The organism is Leptothrix mechoopdaensis (SeqCode) (genome assembly GCF_053893855.1).
The window spans coordinates 1481552-1500440 of the sequence record NZ_CM132699.1; the positions used below are offsets into that span (position 1 = coordinate 1481552).

The window sequence follows — 18889 nt, forward strand, 5'->3', positions numbered from 1 at the left end:
CTGGATCGCGCGTTCGATCGCCAGCACCTCCTGGGCGCTGAACACGCCCGCGTCGCTGCGGGTCAGGCTCAGGGTCCGGCTGCCGCCGTCGTACTGCCAGTTGACCTCGGCGACGCCGCCGACGGTCTGGTGTTGCTGCTGTTCCGAGATCCCGTTCAGGCGCTTGCTGGCCTTGCCGAGCACGAGCGTGTCACGGGTCGGGTCCACGTCGCCGCTGATCACGATGCGGATGCGGGCGATGTCCGTGTCGGTCGGGGTGGCCGGGTTGGCGAACAGCACGTGCGCGCCGGCCATCGTGGCCACCGTGTAGCTGGTCGTGGCGTCGTCGTTGATCGAGCCGGCGCTGGCGTTCAGGTCGACCGGTTTCGGCGCGACGGTGTCGAGCTTCAGCGTCTGCACGCCCGGCTGGCTGACGTTGTTCGCCAGGTCCGCCAGCGTGAGCGTGAAGGTCCGGTCGCCTTGCTGCGCATCGGCGGTCGAGCTGAACTTCAGCTCGCGCATCAGCGTCTGCAGTTCATCGGGCGTGAACGCGCTGCCATCGCTCTTGCGCAGGGTCAGGCGCTGGTTCTCGTCATGGGTCCAGTCGATGCTGCCGACGCCGGGAATCAGCACCTTGCTGCCGCTGCCCGACAGGTTGTCGATCCGCTTGACCTGGCCGCCGAACTCCCACTGGTCCCTGGCTGTTCCCAGGTTGAGCTGGCCGCCGACCTGGTCCACCGCCAAGGGCTGGTTGGCGCCGTCGCGCAGCTCGTAGCCGTCGCCGGTGCCGAAGTCCAGCAGCTGCTCGGCATGGCCGGCGGTGACGACCTTCAGCCGCAGGCTCATCAGCACCGTGCCGTCCTCGATCACGACCGCCCGGTTGTCGCGGTAGGCGGCCGACCACTGCAGGTTGATGACGTCACGCCCGTCCTCGGTGCGGGTCTGCACGTCGATGCCGGACAGGCCCTTGTCGCCCAGCCCCATGAAGCGCACGAGGTCGTGGTCGAGCACGAGCTGGCGTGACATCGCGCTGATGGACTGGCCGGTCGCGAAACCGCGTGCGCGCACGGACAGCACGATCTCGCCGTCCAGGCCGCTGACGGCCGAGTCGAGCACCAGCGTCGGTGTCCGGTAGTCGGTGATGGGCGTCGGCAGCGGCCGGGCCCGGTCGGAGATGCCGGCGACCTGGATCGTCACCGTGGCCACCTCCGCATCCGCAGCCACCTTGCCGAAGTCGGGGAACACCGCCACGGCCTGGCCCTGCCTGGCCTGGGTCAGGCCGTAGCGGACCGTGCCCAGACCGCTGGGGAGCAGCGGTGCGTCGACATCCAGCCGGTACTGGTAGGACGTGCTGACGGCCGAGTTGCCGGCGCCATCCACCTGTCGGACGATGTAGCTGTGCTGGCCGGCCCGGGCCTTCAGCTGGCTGCCGGTGCCGTCGATCCAGGCACCGCTGCCGTCGACCTGGTAGGCCCATGTCGACCCGGTCTCCAGCCGGTTCACCAGGATCACGCCCTGGCGGGTGATGCCGTCGAACGCGCGGGTGCCGGTGTCGCTGGCCAAGGCCAGCACGGGGGCCTGCACGGTGTTGTCGAGGGCGTAGGACATGGCGGTGCCCACCGCCTCGTTGCCGGCCAGGTCGATCTGCCGCACCTGCCAGGCGTGCGTGCCGGCCGGCAGTTCGAAGAACGCGTCGGGCACGTCGGTCGCGCTGCTGGTCAGGTAGCCGGGGGTGACGTCCAGGCCCTTGATCTTCAGCGTCTGCACGCCGTAGCCGGGCGCCGTGCTGCTGGTGGCGAGCGTGAAGGCGATCGGCTTCTGGCTGCCCCAGTCGGCCAGATGCTGGCCGGCCACGTAGGCGGCCTTCAGCAGCCTGACCTGCAACTGGCCGGCCGACGAGGTCGAGAACTCGATCTGCACGCCCTTGGTGTGGACCGGATCGGCCATCAGCAGCCAGGTCGTCCGGGTGCCGCTGGCGGTCGTCTCCAGCGGCAGGACCTTGGCCACCGCCGAGGCGGTGACGACGCCGCCGTTGATCGAGCCGCCGTTGAGGGTCGCGCCGAGCATCGTGCTGTCCAGCGTGGCCAGCGTGATGCGCTGGCCGTCGATCCAGCCGCCGTCATCGATCCGGTACGACCAGCGCGCGCCGGCCTCCAGCGCGTCGACGTGGACGGTGCCCTGGCGGGTGATGCCGTCGAGGCCGGCGCGGCCGGTGTCGGCCACCAGCGCGGCCTGCGGTGTCGCCACCCGGCTGTCGAGCGTGAAGGTGCGGCTGGCGCTGGCGCTGACGTTGCCGGCGAGATCGGTCTGACGGACCTGGACCTCGTAGGCCCCGTCGACGCTCGGCGCGACGTAGCGCTCGCTCCAGTCGCCGAAGCTGCCACCGTCCTTCCGGATGCGGTAGTGAACCTGCGCGCCCGTCTCGATGCCACTGGGCGCCTGCAGCGCCGCGCTGTTGCTCAGGCCGTCGGTCGGGCTGCTGCCGCTGTCGAGCTTCAAGGCGACGGTGGGCGTCGCGGCGCTGTCGTCGAGCTGGAAGGTCACCTCGGGCGACGTTGCGGCGTTGCCGGCGAGGTCGGTCTGGCGCACGGCGTAGCGGTGGGTGCCGCGACTCAAGGGCAAGGTGCCGGCCGAGCCGGCAGGACCGTCGACCCAGGCTGCGCCGTCGACCTGGTATTGCCAGCTCGCGCCGGGTTCCAGCCCGCCGACTTGGACGACGCCAGCGCGGGTGATGCCATCGGCACCGTCACGGCCGCTGTCGACCGACAGCGTCAGCGTGGGTGTGCTGGCCGCCTTGTCGAGCCGGAAGACCTGCGTGGCGCTGGTGGCGGTGTTGCCGGCCGCGTCGGTCTGGCGCACGGCATAGCGGTGCGCCGCGCCGTCGTCGTCCTGCAGCAGGAAGGCATCGCTGGCGACCGCAGGTCCGCTGCCCAGGAAGCCGCCATTGCCCATCGTGATGCCGCGGACCGCCAGCCCGGCGATCCCGTAGCCCTTGCCGTCCGCTGCCGTGACCAGCGTCGTCGCCGTCAGGCCTTGCAGGATCCAGTCGGCGCGGTGATCGCCGCGCACGTAGGCGGCCTCCTTGGCGCTGACCTGCAGACGGCCGTCGGCACCCATCGAGAACTCGACCCGCACGCCCTTGGTGTAGACGTCGTCCAGGACCACCAGCCAGGCGCTGCGGACGTCGCCCGAACCCTTCAGGTCGACCACGCTGACGCTGTTCTGCAGGTTCGAGACGTAGCTGCCACCGAGCCGCCCGGTGATGGCGTCGACATCGACGTCGGACAGGCGCAGTCGCCCGTCGACCCAGCCGCCGCCGTCGACCTGGACCTGCCAACGGCCACCCGTCTCGATGCCGCCGACCTGGACCATGCGCGAGCGCGTGATGCCGTCGCTGGCACTGCTGCCGGTGTCGCTGGCCAGGCTCAGCGTCGGCGTCGAGGCGAGCGTGTCGACCACCCAGCGGACGTCGTTGCGGCCCACCGGCGAGACATTGCCGGCCGTGTCGGTCTGCCGGACCTGCACGGTGCCGGCCGCCAGGGCCTTGCCGGTCGCGTCACGGCTGTCGGGCAGGTCGAAGCTGCTGCCGGTGCCGGTCTGCCAGCTGCCACCGCCGTCGACGCTGTACTGCCAGCTGGCACCGGCCTCCAGCCCGCCGACAAGGACCGACCGGGCCTGGCTGACGCCGTCGTCGTGACGCGTGCCGCTGTCGCTGGCCAGCGCGAGGGTCGGCGCGGCGGCGCCGGTGTCCAGCGTGTAGCTGGTCGCGACGTTGGCCGCAGACGTTCCGGTCGCATCCGACTGCCGCACCGCATAGCTGTGCTGGCCGCCCGACAGCGCGAAGGCCTCGTTGAGGACCGTGGCGCGGGTGCCGACATAGCCATTGCTGACCTCGGCGCCCTTGATGCTCAGCGACTTCAGTCCGCTGCGTTCATAGCTGTCGCTCAGGGCGGGCGGCATCAGCGCGAAGTCGATGCCGCTGTCGGTGTAGTCGCTGTTGAGGGCCTCCATGCAACCCAGCACACGGGCCTGCAGACGTCCCGTCGTGTCCTCCGAGAACTCGACCTTGACGCCGCGCGTGTACGAGCCGTTCCAGGTCATCAGCCAGGCGGTGCGGGTGCTGCCGCCGGCGTTGCCGAGGTTGGCGACCCGGGTCACCGGCAGGTCGGCACCGACCCAGCCGCCGTTGATCGTCCCGGTGATCATGTCGGCGGTCAGCGAACGCAGGGCCGTCCGGCCCTCGATCCACGACCCACCGTCGACCTGGTACTGCCAGCCGGCGCCGGCGCTCAGGCCGCCGACCCGCACGGTTTGGCTGCGGGTGTTGCCATCGGCCGCAAGCCTGCCGGTGTCGTTGGCGAGGCTCAGCGTCGGGGTCGGGAGGGAAGTGGGCATGTGGATTTGTCTCTTGAAGTGCGGGTGTTCGAGTCCGGCCTGGATGCCATTCGATGGCGTGCCGGGGAAACGTCGGAGGAAAGGTCGTAGGAAAGGTCGGGGGAAAGGACGGGTAGGCGACCCAGATAAACCCTGGGGCGCAAATCAAATGGAATAAAAAGTGATGTGCCGTGGCGGCGTTTAGCCGGCGACGAAACAGATGGGTGGCTCGCGAAAAGGATTCACAGTCCTTTTCAAGGGCCGCCGAAGAGTTTCTCGGGCGGGTTTAGTGGTGTCACTGACGCATTTACGTGGGAATTGCGACTGGAAAAAAGCCATGCGACGCGGCGAGGCACCTGCGGTTGGCTTCCTACAATCCCGTCCTTCCCCGAACCCCACCCCGGCGCCTGTCGGCGCCCGCGTCCACCATGCAGATCACGCCTTCGGCCTTCAAGGCCTATGACATCCGCGGCATCGTCGGCCAGGCCATCGACGAGACCTTCGCCGAGCACCTCGGACGGGCCTTCGGCAGCGAGGCGCTGGCGGCGGGTGAGAAGGCGGTGGCGGTGGGGCGCGACGGGCGTCTGTCCGGGCCCGCGCTGGCCGCCGCGCTGATGCGCGGGCTGGCGTCGACGGGGCTGGATGTCGTCGACCTGGGTGCGGTCACCACGCCGATGCTCTATTACGTCGCCGCGACCCGTGGCGCGCACGGTTGTCGCAGCGGCATCCAGGTCACCGGCAGCCACAACCCGAAGGACTGGAACGGCTTCAAGATGGTGCTGGCCGGCGTGGCCATTCACGGCGAGACGATCCAGAACCTGCGCCGGCGCATGGAGGCCGAGGACTACGTGCAGGCCGCCGGCGGGCGCATCGCGGCGATGGACATCGTGCCGGAGTACGGCCACCGCATCACCAGCGACTGCCGGCTGGCACGGCCGATGAAGATCGTCGTCGACTCGGGCAACGGCATCCCGGGCGCGTCGGCACCGGGCATCCTGAAGGCGCTGGGCTGCGAGGTGATCGACCTGTATAGCCGTGTCGACGGCCATTTCCCGAACCACCACCCGGACCCGTCCAAGCTCGAGAACCTGGCCGACCTGGTCAAGGTCGTGCATGCGACCGAAGCCGAACTCGGCCTGGCCTTCGACGGTGACGGCGACCGGCTGGGGCTGGTCACGCGCGACGGCGAGATCATCTTCCCGGACCGCCAGATGCTGCTGTTCGCCCGCGACATCCTGGGCCGCCAGCCGGGCGCGACGATCATCTTCGACGTCAAGTGCTCGCAGCGACTGCCGGCCGGCATCGCCGATGCGGGCGGCGTGCCGATGATGTGGAAGACCGGCCATTCGCTGGTCAAGGCCAAGCTGCGCGAGACCGGTGCGCCGCTGGCCGGCGAGATGAGCGGCCACATCTTCTTCGGCGAGCGCTGGTACGGCTTCGACGACGCGACCTACACGGCCGCGCGGCTGCTGGAGATCCTGTCGCGCTTCGACGATCCGAGCGCGGTGCTGAAGGCCTTGCCGACCAGCCACAGCACACCCGAGCTGAACGTCGCGGTGCCGTCGGGCAACCAGCACGAGATCGTCGAGCGCCTGATCGCGCAGGCCGATTTCCCCGGCGCGACGATCGGCACGATCGACGGTCTGCGCGGCGACTACCCGGACGGCTTCGGGCTGATCCGCGCCTCCAACACGACGCCCGTGCTGGTGCTGCGTTTCGAGGGCCACACCGAGGCCGCGCTGCACCGCATCGAGGCCGACTTCATGGCCGCGCTGCGCCGTGTGATGCCCGAGGCGCAGGTCCAGCAGGCAGCGCATTGACGGTGGCTCAGTCCGTGAGCCAGCCCATGAAGCACTGGCGCGCCGCACTGGCGCGCGGGGCCTACGCCACGCTGATGCGGCTGCTGACGCCGCTGCTGATCGGCCGGCTGTACGGGCGTGCGCGGCGCGAACCGCTGTACGGCCATGCCGTCGCCGAGCGGCTGGGGCTGGGTCAGCCGACGCCACCCGGCGCGCTGTGGCTGCATGCCGTGTCGCTGGGCGAGACCCGTGCGGCCGAGCCGCTGATCGCGGCGTTGCGGGCGGCCCGGCCCGGCCTGCGCCTGCTGCTGACCAGCGGCACGGCGACCGGCCGCGAGACCGCCGCGACGCTGCTGCGCGACGGTGACGCGCAGCGCTGGCTGCCGATCGACACGCCCGGCGCGGTGCGGCGTTTCCTGCGTCGCCACCGTCCTGCCATTGGCGTGCTGATGGAGACCGAGGTCTGGCCGGTGCTGCAGCACGAGACCGCGAAGGCGGGCGTGCCGATGGTGATCGCCAACGCGCGGTTGTCCGAGCGCAGCCTGCGCAAGGCCCGCCGCCTGGCCGCGCTGATGCGCCCGGCGGTCGGCACGCTGAGCCTGGCGCTGGCGCAGACCGAGGACGATGCGGCGCGCCTGCGCGAGGCCGGTGCGCCGCGCGTCCAGGTCAGCGGCAACCTCAAGTTCGACCTGCGGCCCGATGCGGCCTTGCTGGCGCGTGGAGATGGCTGGCGTGCGGCGGCGTCAGGCCGCCCGGTCGTGCTGGCCGCCAGCTGGCGCGAGGGCGAGGACACGCCGCTGCTGTCGACCTGGGTCGCGGCGATGGCCCGCCGGACCGGCCCGCTGGAGCGTCGACCGCTGCTGGTGCTGGTGCCGCGTCACCCGCAACGCTTCGACGAGGTCGCGGCGATGGTGCAGGCTCACGGGCTGAGCCTGTCTCGGCGCAGTGCCTGGGGCGAGGGCGCTGCGGCGGTGGTGCCGGCCGACGCGGCGTCGTGCGACGTCTGGCTGGGCGACTCGATGCGCGAGATGCCGGCGTATTACGCGCTCGGTCATGTCGCGCTGCTGGGCGGCAGCTATGCGCCGCTGGGCGGGCAGAACCTGATCGAGGCGGCGGCCTGCGGCTGTCCGGTCGTCATGGGGCCGCACACCTTCAACTTCGCCGATGCGGCGCAGCTGGCCGAACAGGCCGGCGCGGCGTGGCGGGTGCCGGACCTGGCGGCCGGTGTGGCGGCGGCGATCAAGCGGGCAGGGGACGCCGAACTTCGCGGCGCGATGGTGACGGCGTCGCGGGCCTATGCCGCGCAGCACCAGGGCGCGGCCCGGCGCATGGCCGAGTCGGTGCTGGCGGTCATGGATCGGCTGGACCCAGCCGATCCGGCGTTCACTTCTTCAGCAGCACGTTGACGGCGTCGAGATCGGCCGGTGCCAGCACGCCGGCCGCCTGACGCAGGCGCAGCCCGTTGACCAGCACGTCGTAGCGCGCCTTGGCCAGGTCACGCTGGGTCGAGTAGAGCTGGGTCTGGGCGTTCAGCACGTCGAGGTTGACGCGCACACCGACGCGGTAGCCCGTCTGGGTCGCCTCCAGCGCCAGCTTGGACGACGATTCGGCCGCCTCCAGCGCCTTCACCTGGGCCTGGCCCGATTGCACGCCGAAGTAGACCTGGCGGGTCGACTGCGCCACGATGCGGCGGGCGTTGTCGAGGTCGTTGCGCGACTTCTCTTCCAGCGCCGCCGCTTCCTTGACCTGGTTCTCGACCGCGCCGCCGGTGTAGAGCGGCATGCGGAAGGTCAGGCCGACCTTGGCGTTCTTGGCGAACCCCGTGCCGCCCGACGAGTTGGCCGCCGTGCCGGAGTTGTGCGCCATCGCGGCACTGCCTTCGAGGTCCAGCGTCGGACGGTCGCCGGCATCGGTGCGACGCGTCTCGAGCTTGGCGATCTCGTAGGCGGTGCGGGCCTTGCGCACGCCCGGCGCCTCGGCAGCCTTGCCGACCCAGGACTCGACCTCGTCGGCCGGCAGCGCCGGCAACAGCACCGGCTGCATCAGAGGGGCTGGCTCGGTGCCGGGCTTGCCGACGAGCTGGTCCAGCGCGATCTTCTTGGTGCGCAGGTCGTTTTCGGCGGCGATTTCCTGGGCCGTCGCCAGGTCGAAGCGGGCCTGGGCCTCGCGGGTGTCGGTGATCGTGGCGGTGCCGACCTCGAAGTTGCGCTTGGCCGACGCGAGCTGCTCGACGATGGCCTTCTTGCCGGCCTGGGCCGTCGCCAGCGTGTCCTGCGCGCCCAGCACGTCGAAGTAGGCCTGCGAGACCCGCACGATCAGGTCCTGCTCGGCGCTGGCCAGGTCGGCGTCGATCAGTTCCAGCGACTTGCGCGCCTTGTCGATCGCCGCCGAGCTGGCGTGGTTCCACAGCGGCTGCACGGCATTGACGCCGACGTTGGCGGTGTTCAGGGCCCGCAGACCCGCCAGCGGCGTGTCGGTCTGGGTGCGCGAGACGCCGCTGACCAGGCCGACGGTCGGCCGCAACAGGGCTTCGGCCTGTTCGGCCTTGGCGCGACTGGCCTCGGCCTGCGACAGCGCGGCCAGGTAGCCGGCGTCGTAGCCGCGGGCGATCTCGTAGAGCTCGCGCAGGCTTTGCGCATGGACAGGCGAGGCGAGCAGGCCGGAGGCGATGACCTGGAGCGCGGCGGCGGCCAGCAGGGACAGGGGCTTGCGGCGGAACGTGACGGTCATCGGGGGTCCTCGGATGGGCCTCGGTTCGGAGAGCGGGATGCGGAGTGCGGGACGGGGCGGGCGCCTCAGTAGCGCGGCACGGACGGGTCGACCTGGACGGACCAGGCGTCGATCCCGCCCATGATGTTATACGTCTGGGGGTACCCTTGCCGATCCAGGAACAGCGCCACCTGCAGGCTGCGCATGCCGTGGTGGCAGAGCGTCAGGATCGGCTCGTCGCGGGGCAGTTCGGCCAGCCGGGACGGGATCTCCTGCATCGGGATGGCCACCACCGGCACACCCACGTCCTGCAGGCTGGCCGTGGCGCATTCCCAGGCTTCACGCACGTCCAGCACAACCGGCTGGCGGCCTTCGGCGCGCCACTGCGCGAGCTGGGTGGTGATCTGCGCGACGGTCAGCTGCTGCATCGAGGGCGTCCGACGATCAGAAGCTGAAGCGGGTCGGTTCGCCGAAGCCATCCAGGCGCGGCGCGACGACGTCGAACAGGACCTCGGTGCGGAAGGCGCTGTCGCTGCTGCGCACGATGCGCACGGCCCGCATCATCGGCTGCTGGCCGACGATGCCGACCAGGCGGCCGCCGACCTTGAGCTGCTGCAGCAGCGCTTGCGGCACCTCGGCCACCGAGCCCGACAGCAGGATCGCGTCCCACGGGCCCTGCACGGCGGCGGCATCGCTGCCATCGGCCTGGCGGACCTCGACGTTCATGATCTTGGCGGTGCGCAGGTTCTCGCGCGCCATCGCGGCCAGTTCGGGCCGGTTCTCGAGCGTGACGACCTGCTGCGCCTTGTGCGAGAGCAGCGCGGCCATGAAGCCGCTGCCGGCGCCGATCTCGAGCACCTTCTCGTGGCGGTGCGGGGCCAGATCCTGCAGCAGGCGGGCCTCGACGCGCGGGGCCAGCATGGTCTGGCCGGCCGGCAGCGGCACTTCCAGGTCCATGAAGGCCACCGAGCGGTGGGCGGCGGGCAGGAAATCCTCGCGCTTGACGACGGCCAGCAGCGACAGCACCGAGCTGTCCAGCACATCCCACGGACGGATCTGCTGCTCGATCATGTTGAAGCGGGCTTGTTCGACGTTCATGGTGTTCAGGCTTTCCAGTGGCGCGCGTGGGAATGGGGGCTGCGCGGGGTTGCGGGCAAACCCGAGATTTTAGGAGCCGGCCGCAGGCGTGCCAGCGGGTTCCGGTTGCATCTGTCGCAGACCCCGCAACAGCAGCTCGAAGTGGGCGCGGATGAAGTCCAGCGGATGCCCGATCGAGGCAGCGGCCTCGCAGGCGCCGAGCGAATGCCGGTGCACGCACAGCATGATCAGCGGCAGCAGCAGCGAATGCACGGCGGACGGCACGTCGACCGCGCGGAACTCGCCGCGCGCGATGCCGCGCCGGATCACCGTCTCCATCACGCGATGGCCGGGCTCGACCACCTCGCGGTTGTAGAACTCGGCGATCTCGGGGAAGTTGCGGACCTCGGTGATGATGAGCTTGAAGACGCCGGAGGCGTCGCTGCCGATCACCTCGGCCCACCAGGGCGCGACGACGTCGGTCAGCAGCTCGTCGGTGCCGCCGGTGTGCGCCGCGACCGTCTCGATGGCCTCTGCGATCGGCGTCGACAGGCGGGTGCGGATGACGGCCTTGAGCAGGTCTTCCTTGCTCGCGTAGTAGAGGTAGAGCGTGCCCTTGGAGACACCGGCGCGGCGCGCGACCTCGTCGATGCGGGTGGCCGCGTAGCCCTTCTCCACGAACAGCGACAGCGCGGCGTCGAGCAGCTCGTCGGGGCGCTCGGCCTTGCGGCGCTGATGGCTGGGGGCCGTCGGATCGGCGGTCTCGGACAGGGTGGCGTTCACGGTGCGAAGGTCTGGTGCCAGTTAATGACTGACTGGTCAGTAATGTAGGCAATCAAACCCAAGCGGTCAAGCCGCTGGCAGGCCGGCTCAGCGCACGCCGCGTCGTCGCGCCATTTCCGTGCCCATGGCCTGCAGCGCGGTGGCGTCCAGACGCGGGCGGGCCAGCGGATAGGCGTGGTCTTCCTCGGCGGCGATGTGGGCGCGGTAGAGCGCGGTGAAGTCGCCGATGTCGGACAGGCCATCCGCTGCCGGCCGGCCCTCGGACAGCGCCACCAGCACCGGACGCAGGGCGCGCCACTGCAGGTCCATGCGGCGGTGGTCGGCGCGCAGGCGCTCGGCCAGTGGCGCGTGGCCGTCGGCGATCAGGCGCGGGAAGACGTGGCGTTCCTCGTCCTCGTGGTGATGCGGCGCGGCCAGGTCGAAGTAGCGCAGCAGGTCGCCGGCGGCCGATCGGGCATTGGTGTCGGTGCCGTGCCGGCCGACATGCTCGTCCAGCCGCTCCAGCAGGCCGAGCATGCGTTCGACCCGCTCATGGCAGCTGGTCAGCATCTCGAAGGGGTTGTCGTAGCCGGCGGCGGGGCCGGCGTGCAGGGCGGCGGTCACGGTGCTCATGGTCGTTCTCCTGTGCGGGACGGTACGCCCGTTTCCAAGCGGTGGACCGCCATCGGATCAACGCTCATGCAGGTGATGGCGTCGACCGGTGTGTGTGACCGATGACATCGCGCAGCCAGCCCGCCGGGTCATGGTGCCGTGCGATGCCGAACATCGTCACCAGCACGGCCAGCGCCGCCGCGCCGCACAGCGCCCGCGCCAGCCAGCCGCGCGCCCGCTTCAACGCGAAGGTGCCCAGCACGATGTAGACGACCAGCAGCGCGAGCTTGGCGGCGAGCCAGTGCTGCACCAGCGGGTTCAGGCCCAGGCCGACCCACAGCGTCGCCCCGGCGACCAGCAGCAGGGTGTCGACGACCATGCTGGTGTGACGCCAGTGCGCCGCCATCGGCCAGCGCGCGCCGGCCAGCGTCGCCAGCCAGCGCAGCGTGAACAGGCCGCCGCTGGTGATGACCAGGCCGATGTGGGCGTGGCGGATGCCAGGGTAGGCGGCACCGAACAGGGCTTGCAGCATGGCCATCGCGCTCATTCGATCGGCGTCAGCTTGGCGACGCTGAGCGCCAGCCACTTGGCCCCGTGCCGACCGAAGTTGACCTGCGCGCGGGCGTCGGCGCCGCTGCCTTCGAGCGTCAGGATGACGCCCTCGCCGAACTTGTTGTGGAACACGCTCTGGCCCTGGCGCAGGCCGTGGCCGTTGTCCTTGGCGGCCGCCTGCCGCATCGCGGCGGGCACCGGTGCGGCCCAGGACGGCGGCGGGGCCGGGGGCGGGCTCCAGCCGTGGTCCCGACCGGCCTGGCGCCCGGCACCGACCATCGAGCCCATGCCGCTGCCGCGTTGCCAGGCCTGCTGGTAGCTGGTCTCGAAACCGGAGCCGAAGCCCTGGTTCTTCGGGCTGATCCACTTCAGCGCGGTCTCGGGCAGTTCCTCGATGAAGCGGCTCTTGATGTGATAGCGCGTCTGGCCATGCAGCATCCGCGTCTGGCTGAAGCTCAGGTACAGCCGCTGGCGCGCCCGCGTGATCGCCACGTACATCAGCCGGCGTTCCTCTTCGAGCCCGTCGGCGCCTTGCGCGCTGACGCTGGTCAACGAGTTCTCGTGCGGGAACAGGCCTTCCTCCAGCCCGGTGATGAAGACGGCGTCGAACTCCAGCCCCTTGGCGGCATGGACCGTCATCAGCTGGATGGCGTCCTGCCCGGCCTGGGCCTGGTTGTCGCCGGCCTCCAGCGCGGCGTGGGTCAGGAAGGCGGCCAGTGGCGACAGGATCTCGCCGGTCTCGGCGTCGGGCAGCAGGTCGACCCGGGCGACCGCCTCGGGCTCGCCGGGCTGCGGCGCGGCGATCGTTCCGGGGGCGGTCTCGTCGACCGGCAGCGCGATGACGTCCTTGCCGAAGCCTTCCTGGGTCACGAAGGCCTCGGCGGCGGTGACCAGTTCCTCCAGGTTCTCGATCCGGTCCTGGCCTTCCTTCTCGGTCCGGTAGAAGGTGATCAGCCCGCTGGCGTCGAGCATGCGCTCGATGATCTCGCGCAGCGTCGCGCCCCGGGTGCGGTCGCGCAGCTCGTCGACCAGACGCTGGAAGCCGGCCAGCTTGGCCCCGGCCGCACCGCTGACCGCGCCGACGCTCTGGTTCAGGCTGCGACCGCTGCTGCGCGCGGCGTCCTGCAGCTGCTCGACGCTGCGCGCGCCGATGCCCCGGGCCGGGAAGTTCACCACCCGCAGGAAGCTGGTGTCGTCGTTCGGGTTCTCGATCAGTCGCAGGTAGGCCAGCGCGTGCTTGATCTCGGCCCGCTCGAAGAAGCGCAGGCCGCCATAGACGCGGTAGGGCACGCCGGCGTTGAACAACGCCGACTCGATCACCCGCGACTGCGCGTTGCTGCGGTAGAGCACCGCGACCTCGCTGCGCGCCGTGCCGCTGCGGTGCAGCTGCTGGGCCTCGTCAAGCAGCCACTGCGCCTCGGCGTAGTCGCTGGTGGCCTCGTAGACGCGGATCGGCTCGCCCGGTCCGGCCTCGGTGTGCAGGTTCTTGCCGAGTCGCCGGCTGTTGTGGGCGATCAGCGCATTGGCCGAATCGAGGATGTTGCCGAAGCTGCGGTAGTTGCGCTCCAGCTTGATCAGGTGGCGCACCCGGTACTCGCGCTCGAAGTCGCTCATGTTGCCGACCTGCGCGCCGCGGAAGGCGTAGATGCTCTGGTCGTCGTCGCCGACCGCGAACAGCGCCGCGCTGTGTGCGCCGTCGGGCGGGCCGGCCAGCATCTTCAGCCACAGGTACTGCAGCCGATTGGTGTCCTGGAACTCGTCGACCAGGATGTGGCGGAAGCGGCGCTGGTAGTGCTCGCGGATCTCCGGGTGATCGCGCAGCAGCTCGTAGCTGCGCAGCATCAGCTCGGCGAAATCGACCACGCCCTCGCGCTGGCACTGGTCCTCGTAGGCCTGGTAGATCTCCACCAGCGTGCGCGCCTGGCCGTCGTGCTGGGGCAGGTCGTGCGGGCGCTTGCCCTCTTCCTTGGCACCGGCGATGGCCCAGGCCATCTGCTTCGGCACGAAGCGTTCCTCGTCGAGGTTGAGTGCCTTGATGACCCGCTTGACCGCCGACAGCGTGTCGCCGCTGTCGAGGATCTGGAAGGTCTGCGGCAGGTTGGCGATCTTCCAGTGCGCCCGCAGGAAGCGGTTGCACAGGCCGTGGAAGGTGCCGATCCACATGCCGCGCACGTTGTACGGCAGCATGGTCGACAGCCGCGTGACCATCTCCTTGGCGGCCTTGTTGGTGAAGGTCACCGCCATCAGCCCGCCCGGGCCGACCTGGCCGGTCTGCAGCAGCCAGGCGATGCGGGTGGTCAGCACGCGGGTCTTGCCAGACCCCGCGCCGGCCAGGATCAGGGCCGGTTCGGGGGGCAGCGTGACCGCCGCGAGCTGCTCCGGGTTGAGGTTCGCGAGCAGGCTCGGGGGGACGCTGGGGTAGGACGGCTGACCATTCATCCGGGCATTCTATTTTTCTGGTCATACTGCACTGCAGCATCGCGCCCATCCCGGGTGCCGGAAGGTGCCGATGAACGCTACGAGCCAGCCCGTCCGACTCAGCCTGGCCCTGCAGGGCGGTGGTGCCCACGGCGCCTACACCTGGGGCGTGCTGGATGCCCTGCTGGCGGCGCGCCGCTGGCAGTTCGACGCCGTCAGCGGCACCAGCGCCGGGGCGCTCAACGCGATCGTGCTGGCCGATGGGCTGGCGCGTTCGGGCGGTGATCCGGACGCCGCCCGCGAGGCGCTCGCCGCCTTCTGGGGCGAGGTCGGCTCGGTCTTGCCGTTCGAGTGGTTCGCCGGGGGCGACCCGGATCAGCCCGGGCTCGCACCGGTCGCCCGCGTCGCGTTCCAGTGGAGCCAGCTGCTGTCGCCCTACCAGCTCAACCCGCTGGGCCTGAACCCGCTGCGCGAGCTGCTGCTGCGATGTGTCGATTTCGAGCGCCTGCGCGCCGCCAGCCCGGTGCGCCTGCACATCGCCGCGACGGCGGTGCGGACCGGCGCGCTGCGGCTGTTCCGCGAACACGAGCTGACGGTCGACATGGCGATGGCCTCGGCCTGCCTGCCGACGCTGCACCACGCCGTCGAGGTCGGCGGCGAGGCCTGCTGGGACGGCGGCTACAGCGCCAACCCGGCCCTGTCGCCGCTGGTCGAACCGGTGGCCGGGCCGCAGGCCGACGACCTGCTGATCGTCATGCTCAGCCCGCTGGCCTGGGCCGCACCGGGTGCAAGGGCGCCGACCAGCGTCGCGGAGATCCGGGCCCGCGCCGCCGAGATCGCCTTCAACGCGACCTTCCGCTGCGAGGCCGCCGCCCTCGGTGCCGCCTGCGATGCGGCCGTCGCCGACGGCTGGTTCGCCGCTGCGTGCGCCGGGCCGCGCCAGCGTCGTCTGCGTCGCCTGCGCTGGCACCTGATCGATGCCCAGGACGCCCTCGGCCCGCTGGCCAGCGAGACCAAGCTGCTGGCGCACCGGCCCTTTCTGGAAAAACTGCGCGACCTCGGTCGTGACCGCGCCCAGGCGTGGCTGCAGGGTGAGGGCGCCCGAGTCGGCAAATCATCCACCGTTCACCTGCCCAGCCTGTTCGCCTGAATCGGGGATAGGTCACCCCCAGGGGCGTGGCTATGCTGGCCCGGCGCCATCGTGCATGCCTGCACGCAGCGCCAGTGCCCGCTGTCCGGCGCGATAGAACTGAACCTGCGCGACATGCCGCCCTCGACTGCCGTCAACGCCGTTCCTGCCGGGACCCCCGATATCACCGCCACGGTCATCCAGGCCGACCAGGCCTTGCTGCTGAAGGCCTGGCAAGCCCTGAGGTCGCCCGGCAAGCCAGTCGACCCTTCCGCCTTCGAAGGCCAGCGCTGGTCGGCCATGGCCGGCCACTGGCTGCTGCTGCGCCGCGAAGGTCCGCAGGATCTGCTGGTGCGGCGCCAGGGTCTCGTGCATCTGGCGCAGTGCGAGGTCGATCTGGCCGGCCGGCTGCTGTCGAGCTGGGACGGTGCCGAAGCCCTGCACGCCGCCGCGATCGAGGTGCTCGACACCCGCCGGCCGCGTTGCCGCATCGAATGGGCGCCGCCCGGCCAGGCCGTGCTGAGCTGGCGCGAACTGCTGCTGCCCTTGCGCGACGGCGAAGGGCGCGAATGGTTGCTGATCGACCGCCGGGTCCACGAGTGGCGACACCAGCATGTCGACCATGTCCTGCAGGCCAGCCCGGTGGCGACGCTGGGGCTGCGCGCGCTGCTCGACGAACGCCAGGTCGTGCGCGACTGGCGCATCACGCTGGCCAATCCGGCGCTCGGTCGTCTGCTCGGTCTGGACGTCGACACGCTGGTCGGCCGCACGGTCGAGAGCGCCTTGCCGGCCTGGGCCAAGCTGGACCTGGCCGCCGAATGTGTCGCCACGATGCATGGCGGTTCGCCGCGCGAGCTGCAGCGGCTGCTGGGCAGTGCGTCGGGCGATGACCGCGCGGCGCTGCGGCCGATCGCGGTGCATGTCTCGCCGCTGTCCGATGGCGTCGTGCTGAGCCTCGTCGACCCGGCCGGCCCGCGGGCGCGGCTGTCGGGCGTGCAGCGCCTGGGCGGGACGGATGCCACCACCGGTCTGGCCGACCGCCAGGGCTTCGATGAACGGCTGCGCGCCGAGGCGCTGTGCGCCCGCCGTGCCGGCGACAACCTCAGCCTGGTGCTGGCCGAGATCGACCATTTCCCGGCCTACATGCAGGCCAAGGGCAGCCGTGCCAGCGAGTCGGCCGTGCGCCGCATCGCCCGCCTGCTGGCGGGTGCCTGCGAGCGCGAGAACGACCTGGTCGCGCGCATCGGCATCCAGTCCTACGCGATGCTGCTGCCGTCGACCGACCTGCGCGGCGCCAGCGAGGTGCTGGGCCGCCTGCGCCGTGCGCTGCAGCGCGCCAGCGCGACGGCCGGCGACGAGGCCGGCGGCCTGACGCTGAGCCTGGGTCTGGCCGGCTACCGGCGTCACTTCGACGAGGTCGACCTGGTCGAACGCGCCGAACAGGCGCTGATCGAGGCCCGGCTGTCGGGCGGCGACCAGCTGGTTGTCGACGTCAGCTCGCAGCCCGGCGCGTCGCTGGAAGCGGAACCGTCGGACCGCGATGGCGCGCCGACCTCGTTGTCGGGCATGGAGACCCGCGACATGCTGGAGTGGACCGATTCGGCGCTCAGCGACATGGGCACGCTCGGCACCGAGGTGATGTCGCGCTTCCAGCTCTCCGGGATGATGGACGACCACCCGGCCACCATCCCCGACGGCCTGCGCGAACTGCGCCATCCCGCCGGCCACACCGCCGAGATGCCCGGCCCCGATTCGGCGCCGCGCCAGATCAACGGCCAGATCAACGCACCGCTCAGCGGCCAGCGCCACGACCTGCCGCTGGACCTGTCGATGGACCTGCCGCGCAACAGCGGCTGGGCCGGACTGCCACCGCCGCGCAACCGTCACCACTGAGGCGTGGGGCATCGCTCGCCGGGCTGGCGGGCGATGCGTAAAATCAGTCACCGGGCCCAAATTCTGAGCCCGGTTCCCGATGCCTCCCACCGCCCTCGCTGGCGGCTTCCGGAAGGCGAGGGCCGGTCCCAGGTCAAGCGCTCGCAGCCTTGCGGCGGCACTGCAACAACGCCGCTGTGACACCACGCTGCGCCCGACGCGCGACGACGACGCCGAAACGGCGCGGCGTGAACTGACGAGAGCCTTCTGCCATGGAAATCTTCGACTACGACAACGTCCTGCTGCTGCCGCGCCAATGCCGCGTGGAGAGCCGCAGCGAGTGCGATCCGTCCATCGAGTTCGGCGGCCGCCGCTTCAAGCTGCCGGTCGTGCCGGCCAACATGAAGACGGTGCTGGACGAGCGCATCGCGCGCTGGCTGGCCGACCACGGCTACTTCTACGTGATGCACCGCTTCGACCTCGACGCCGTCGCCTTCGCCCGCGACATGCGCGAGGCCGGCCTGTTCGTCTCGATCAGCTCGGGCGTCAAGGAAGCCGACTACGCGGTGATCGACCGGCTGGCCAGCACGGGGGTCGGCGCCGACTACATCACCATCGACATCGCCCACGGCCACGCCGAGAGCGTGCGCCGCATGATCGGCCACATCAAGACCCGCCTGCCCGACACCTTCGTGATCGCCGGCAACGTCGGTACACCCGAGGCCGTGATCGACCTCGAGGCCTGGGGCGCGGACGCCACCAAGGTCGGCATCGGCCCGGGCAAGGTCTGCATCACGCGCCTGAAGACCGGCTTCGGCACGGGCGGCTGGCAGCTCAGCGCGCTGAAGTGGTGTGCCCGTGTGGCGACCAGGCCGATCATTGCCGACGGCGGCATCCGCCACCACGGCGACATCGCCAAGAGCGTGCGTTTCGGCGCGGCGATGGTGATGGTCGGCTCGCTGTTCGCCGGCCACGAGGAGTCACCCGGCCAGACCGTGGAAGTCGACGGCAAGCTCTACAAGGAGTACTACGGCTCGGCCAGCGACTTCAACAAGGGCGAATACAAGCACGTCGAGGGCAAGCGCATCCTCGAACCCGTCAAGGGCAAGCTGGCCGACACGCTGCGCGAGATGCAGGAAGACCTGCAAAGCTCGATCAGCTACGCCGGCGGCAAGGTGCTGGGCGACCTGCGGCGCGTCAACTACGTCATCCTGGGTGGCGAGAACGCGGGTGAGCATCTGTTGATGTGAGGCGCGTGGGCGGGAGACCCCTCACCCTCGGTCCCTCTCCCGCAGGGGGAGAGGGATGACCACTTGGCAAGGTTGTCGCGCTGAAGAGGCGTCGTGGTGTCGTGACTGGCTCATCGAATGAGCCACCGCCAGCAACACCGATCAACACGAGGCAAGACTCCCTCTCCCCTTGCGGGAGAGGGTAGGGTGAGGGGTTCATCCCGCGTCGCCCTCCGGCGACGCATTTGGTGGGCGGTGGGTCGGCGCGGCTGGCGAGAAACCCCTCACCCTCGGTCCCTCTCCCGCAAGGGGAGAGGGATGACTACTTCGCAAGGGTGTTTCGCTGAAGAGGGGTTGTGGTGTGGTGACTGGCTCAT

Annotated in this window: 13 protein-coding genes (1 of these 13 only partly in view); 5 read left to right on the forward strand and 8 right to left on the reverse strand. The window is 70.6% G+C overall.

Annotated elements, in window-relative coordinates; translation table 11 throughout:
* Window positions 1-4374 carry the 5' end (the start) of an Ig-like domain-containing protein gene (locus ACWA7K_RS06575; protein ID WP_456166837.1) on the reverse strand. It extends 23433 nt beyond the left edge of the window, so 4374 of the gene's 27807 nt are visible here — the first part of the coding sequence; it begins with the start codon at window positions 4372-4374; the stop codon falls past the left edge of the window.
* Window positions 4375-4781: 407 nt separating this feature from the next.
* Here ACWA7K_RS06575 and ACWA7K_RS06580 point away from each other — a divergent pair, with 407 nt between their 5' ends.
* Both ACWA7K_RS06580 and ACWA7K_RS06585 read left to right on the forward strand, forming a co-directional pair.
* On the forward strand, window positions 4782-6173 hold the full coding sequence (locus ACWA7K_RS06580) for a phosphomannomutase/phosphoglucomutase (protein WP_456166839.1): 1392 nt from the start codon (window positions 4782-4784) through the stop codon (window positions 6171-6173).
* A 26-nt stretch (window positions 6174-6199) separates the two neighbouring features.
* On the forward strand, window positions 6200-7558 hold the full coding sequence (locus tag ACWA7K_RS06585; RefSeq protein ID WP_456166841.1) for a 3-deoxy-D-manno-octulosonic acid transferase: 1359 nt from the start codon (window positions 6200-6202) through the stop codon (window positions 7556-7558).
* On the opposite strand, the gene ACWA7K_RS06590 is transcribed toward ACWA7K_RS06585, so the two are convergent.
* The 7 genes from ACWA7K_RS06590 to ACWA7K_RS06620 all read right to left on the reverse strand — a co-directional run bounded on the left by ACWA7K_RS06590 (window position 7536) and on the right by ACWA7K_RS06620 (window position 14303).
* Entirely contained in the window at window positions 7536-8882 is a 1347-nt protein-coding gene (locus ACWA7K_RS06590; protein WP_456166843.1) for a TolC family outer membrane protein, read from the reverse strand. The two genes, ACWA7K_RS06585 and ACWA7K_RS06590, sit on opposite strands and share 23 nt — an antisense overlap.
* Before the next feature lie 65 nt (window positions 8883-8947).
* Entirely contained in the window at window positions 8948-9289 is a 342-nt protein-coding gene (locus ACWA7K_RS06595; RefSeq protein WP_456166845.1) for a rhodanese-like domain-containing protein, read from the reverse strand.
* 16 nt (window positions 9290-9305) lie between these two features.
* A complete protein-coding gene (locus ACWA7K_RS06600) occupies window positions 9306-9959 on the reverse strand; it encodes a protein-L-isoaspartate O-methyltransferase family protein (protein ID WP_456166847.1) in 654 nt (217 codons plus the stop codon).
* Window positions 9960-10028: 69 nt separating this feature from the next.
* Window positions 10029-10721, reverse strand: coding sequence for a TetR/AcrR family transcriptional regulator (locus ACWA7K_RS06605; protein WP_456166849.1), 693 nt, complete (start codon window positions 10719-10721; stop codon window positions 10029-10031).
* A gap of 87 nt (window positions 10722-10808) precedes the next feature.
* On the reverse strand, window positions 10809-11333 hold the full coding sequence (locus ACWA7K_RS06610) for a hemerythrin domain-containing protein (RefSeq protein WP_456166851.1): 525 nt from the start codon (window positions 11331-11333) through the stop codon (window positions 10809-10811).
* Between the two features lie 64 nt (window positions 11334-11397).
* Window positions 11398-11850, reverse strand: a complete 453-nt coding sequence (locus tag ACWA7K_RS06615; protein ID WP_456166853.1) for a SirB2 family protein — start codon at window positions 11848-11850, stop codon at window positions 11398-11400.
* Between the two features lie 5 nt (window positions 11851-11855).
* The gene (locus ACWA7K_RS06620; protein WP_456166855.1) at window positions 11856-14303 is read right to left on the reverse strand and encodes a UvrD-helicase domain-containing protein; all 2448 of its coding nucleotides are present in this window, start codon (window positions 14301-14303) and stop codon (window positions 11856-11858) included.
* Window positions 14304-14373: 70 nt separating this feature from the next.
* Between ACWA7K_RS06620 and ACWA7K_RS06625 the strand changes: the two genes are divergently transcribed.
* From ACWA7K_RS06625 to ACWA7K_RS06635, 3 genes are all read left to right on the forward strand, one after another.
* Window positions 14374-15432, forward strand: a complete 1059-nt coding sequence (locus ACWA7K_RS06625; RefSeq protein ID WP_456166857.1) for a patatin-like phospholipase family protein — start codon at window positions 14374-14376, stop codon at window positions 15430-15432.
* Between the two features lie 114 nt (window positions 15433-15546).
* Window positions 15547-17304: a GGDEF domain-containing protein gene (locus ACWA7K_RS06630; protein WP_456166859.1), complete on the forward strand. Its 1758-nt coding sequence runs from the start codon at window positions 15547-15549 to the stop codon at window positions 17302-17304.
* Between the two features lie 251 nt (window positions 17305-17555).
* The gene (locus ACWA7K_RS06635) at window positions 17556-18533 is read left to right on the forward strand and encodes a GMP reductase (protein WP_456166861.1); all 978 of its coding nucleotides are present in this window, start codon (window positions 17556-17558) and stop codon (window positions 18531-18533) included.
* The last annotated feature ends 356 nt before the right edge of the window (window positions 18534-18889 follow it).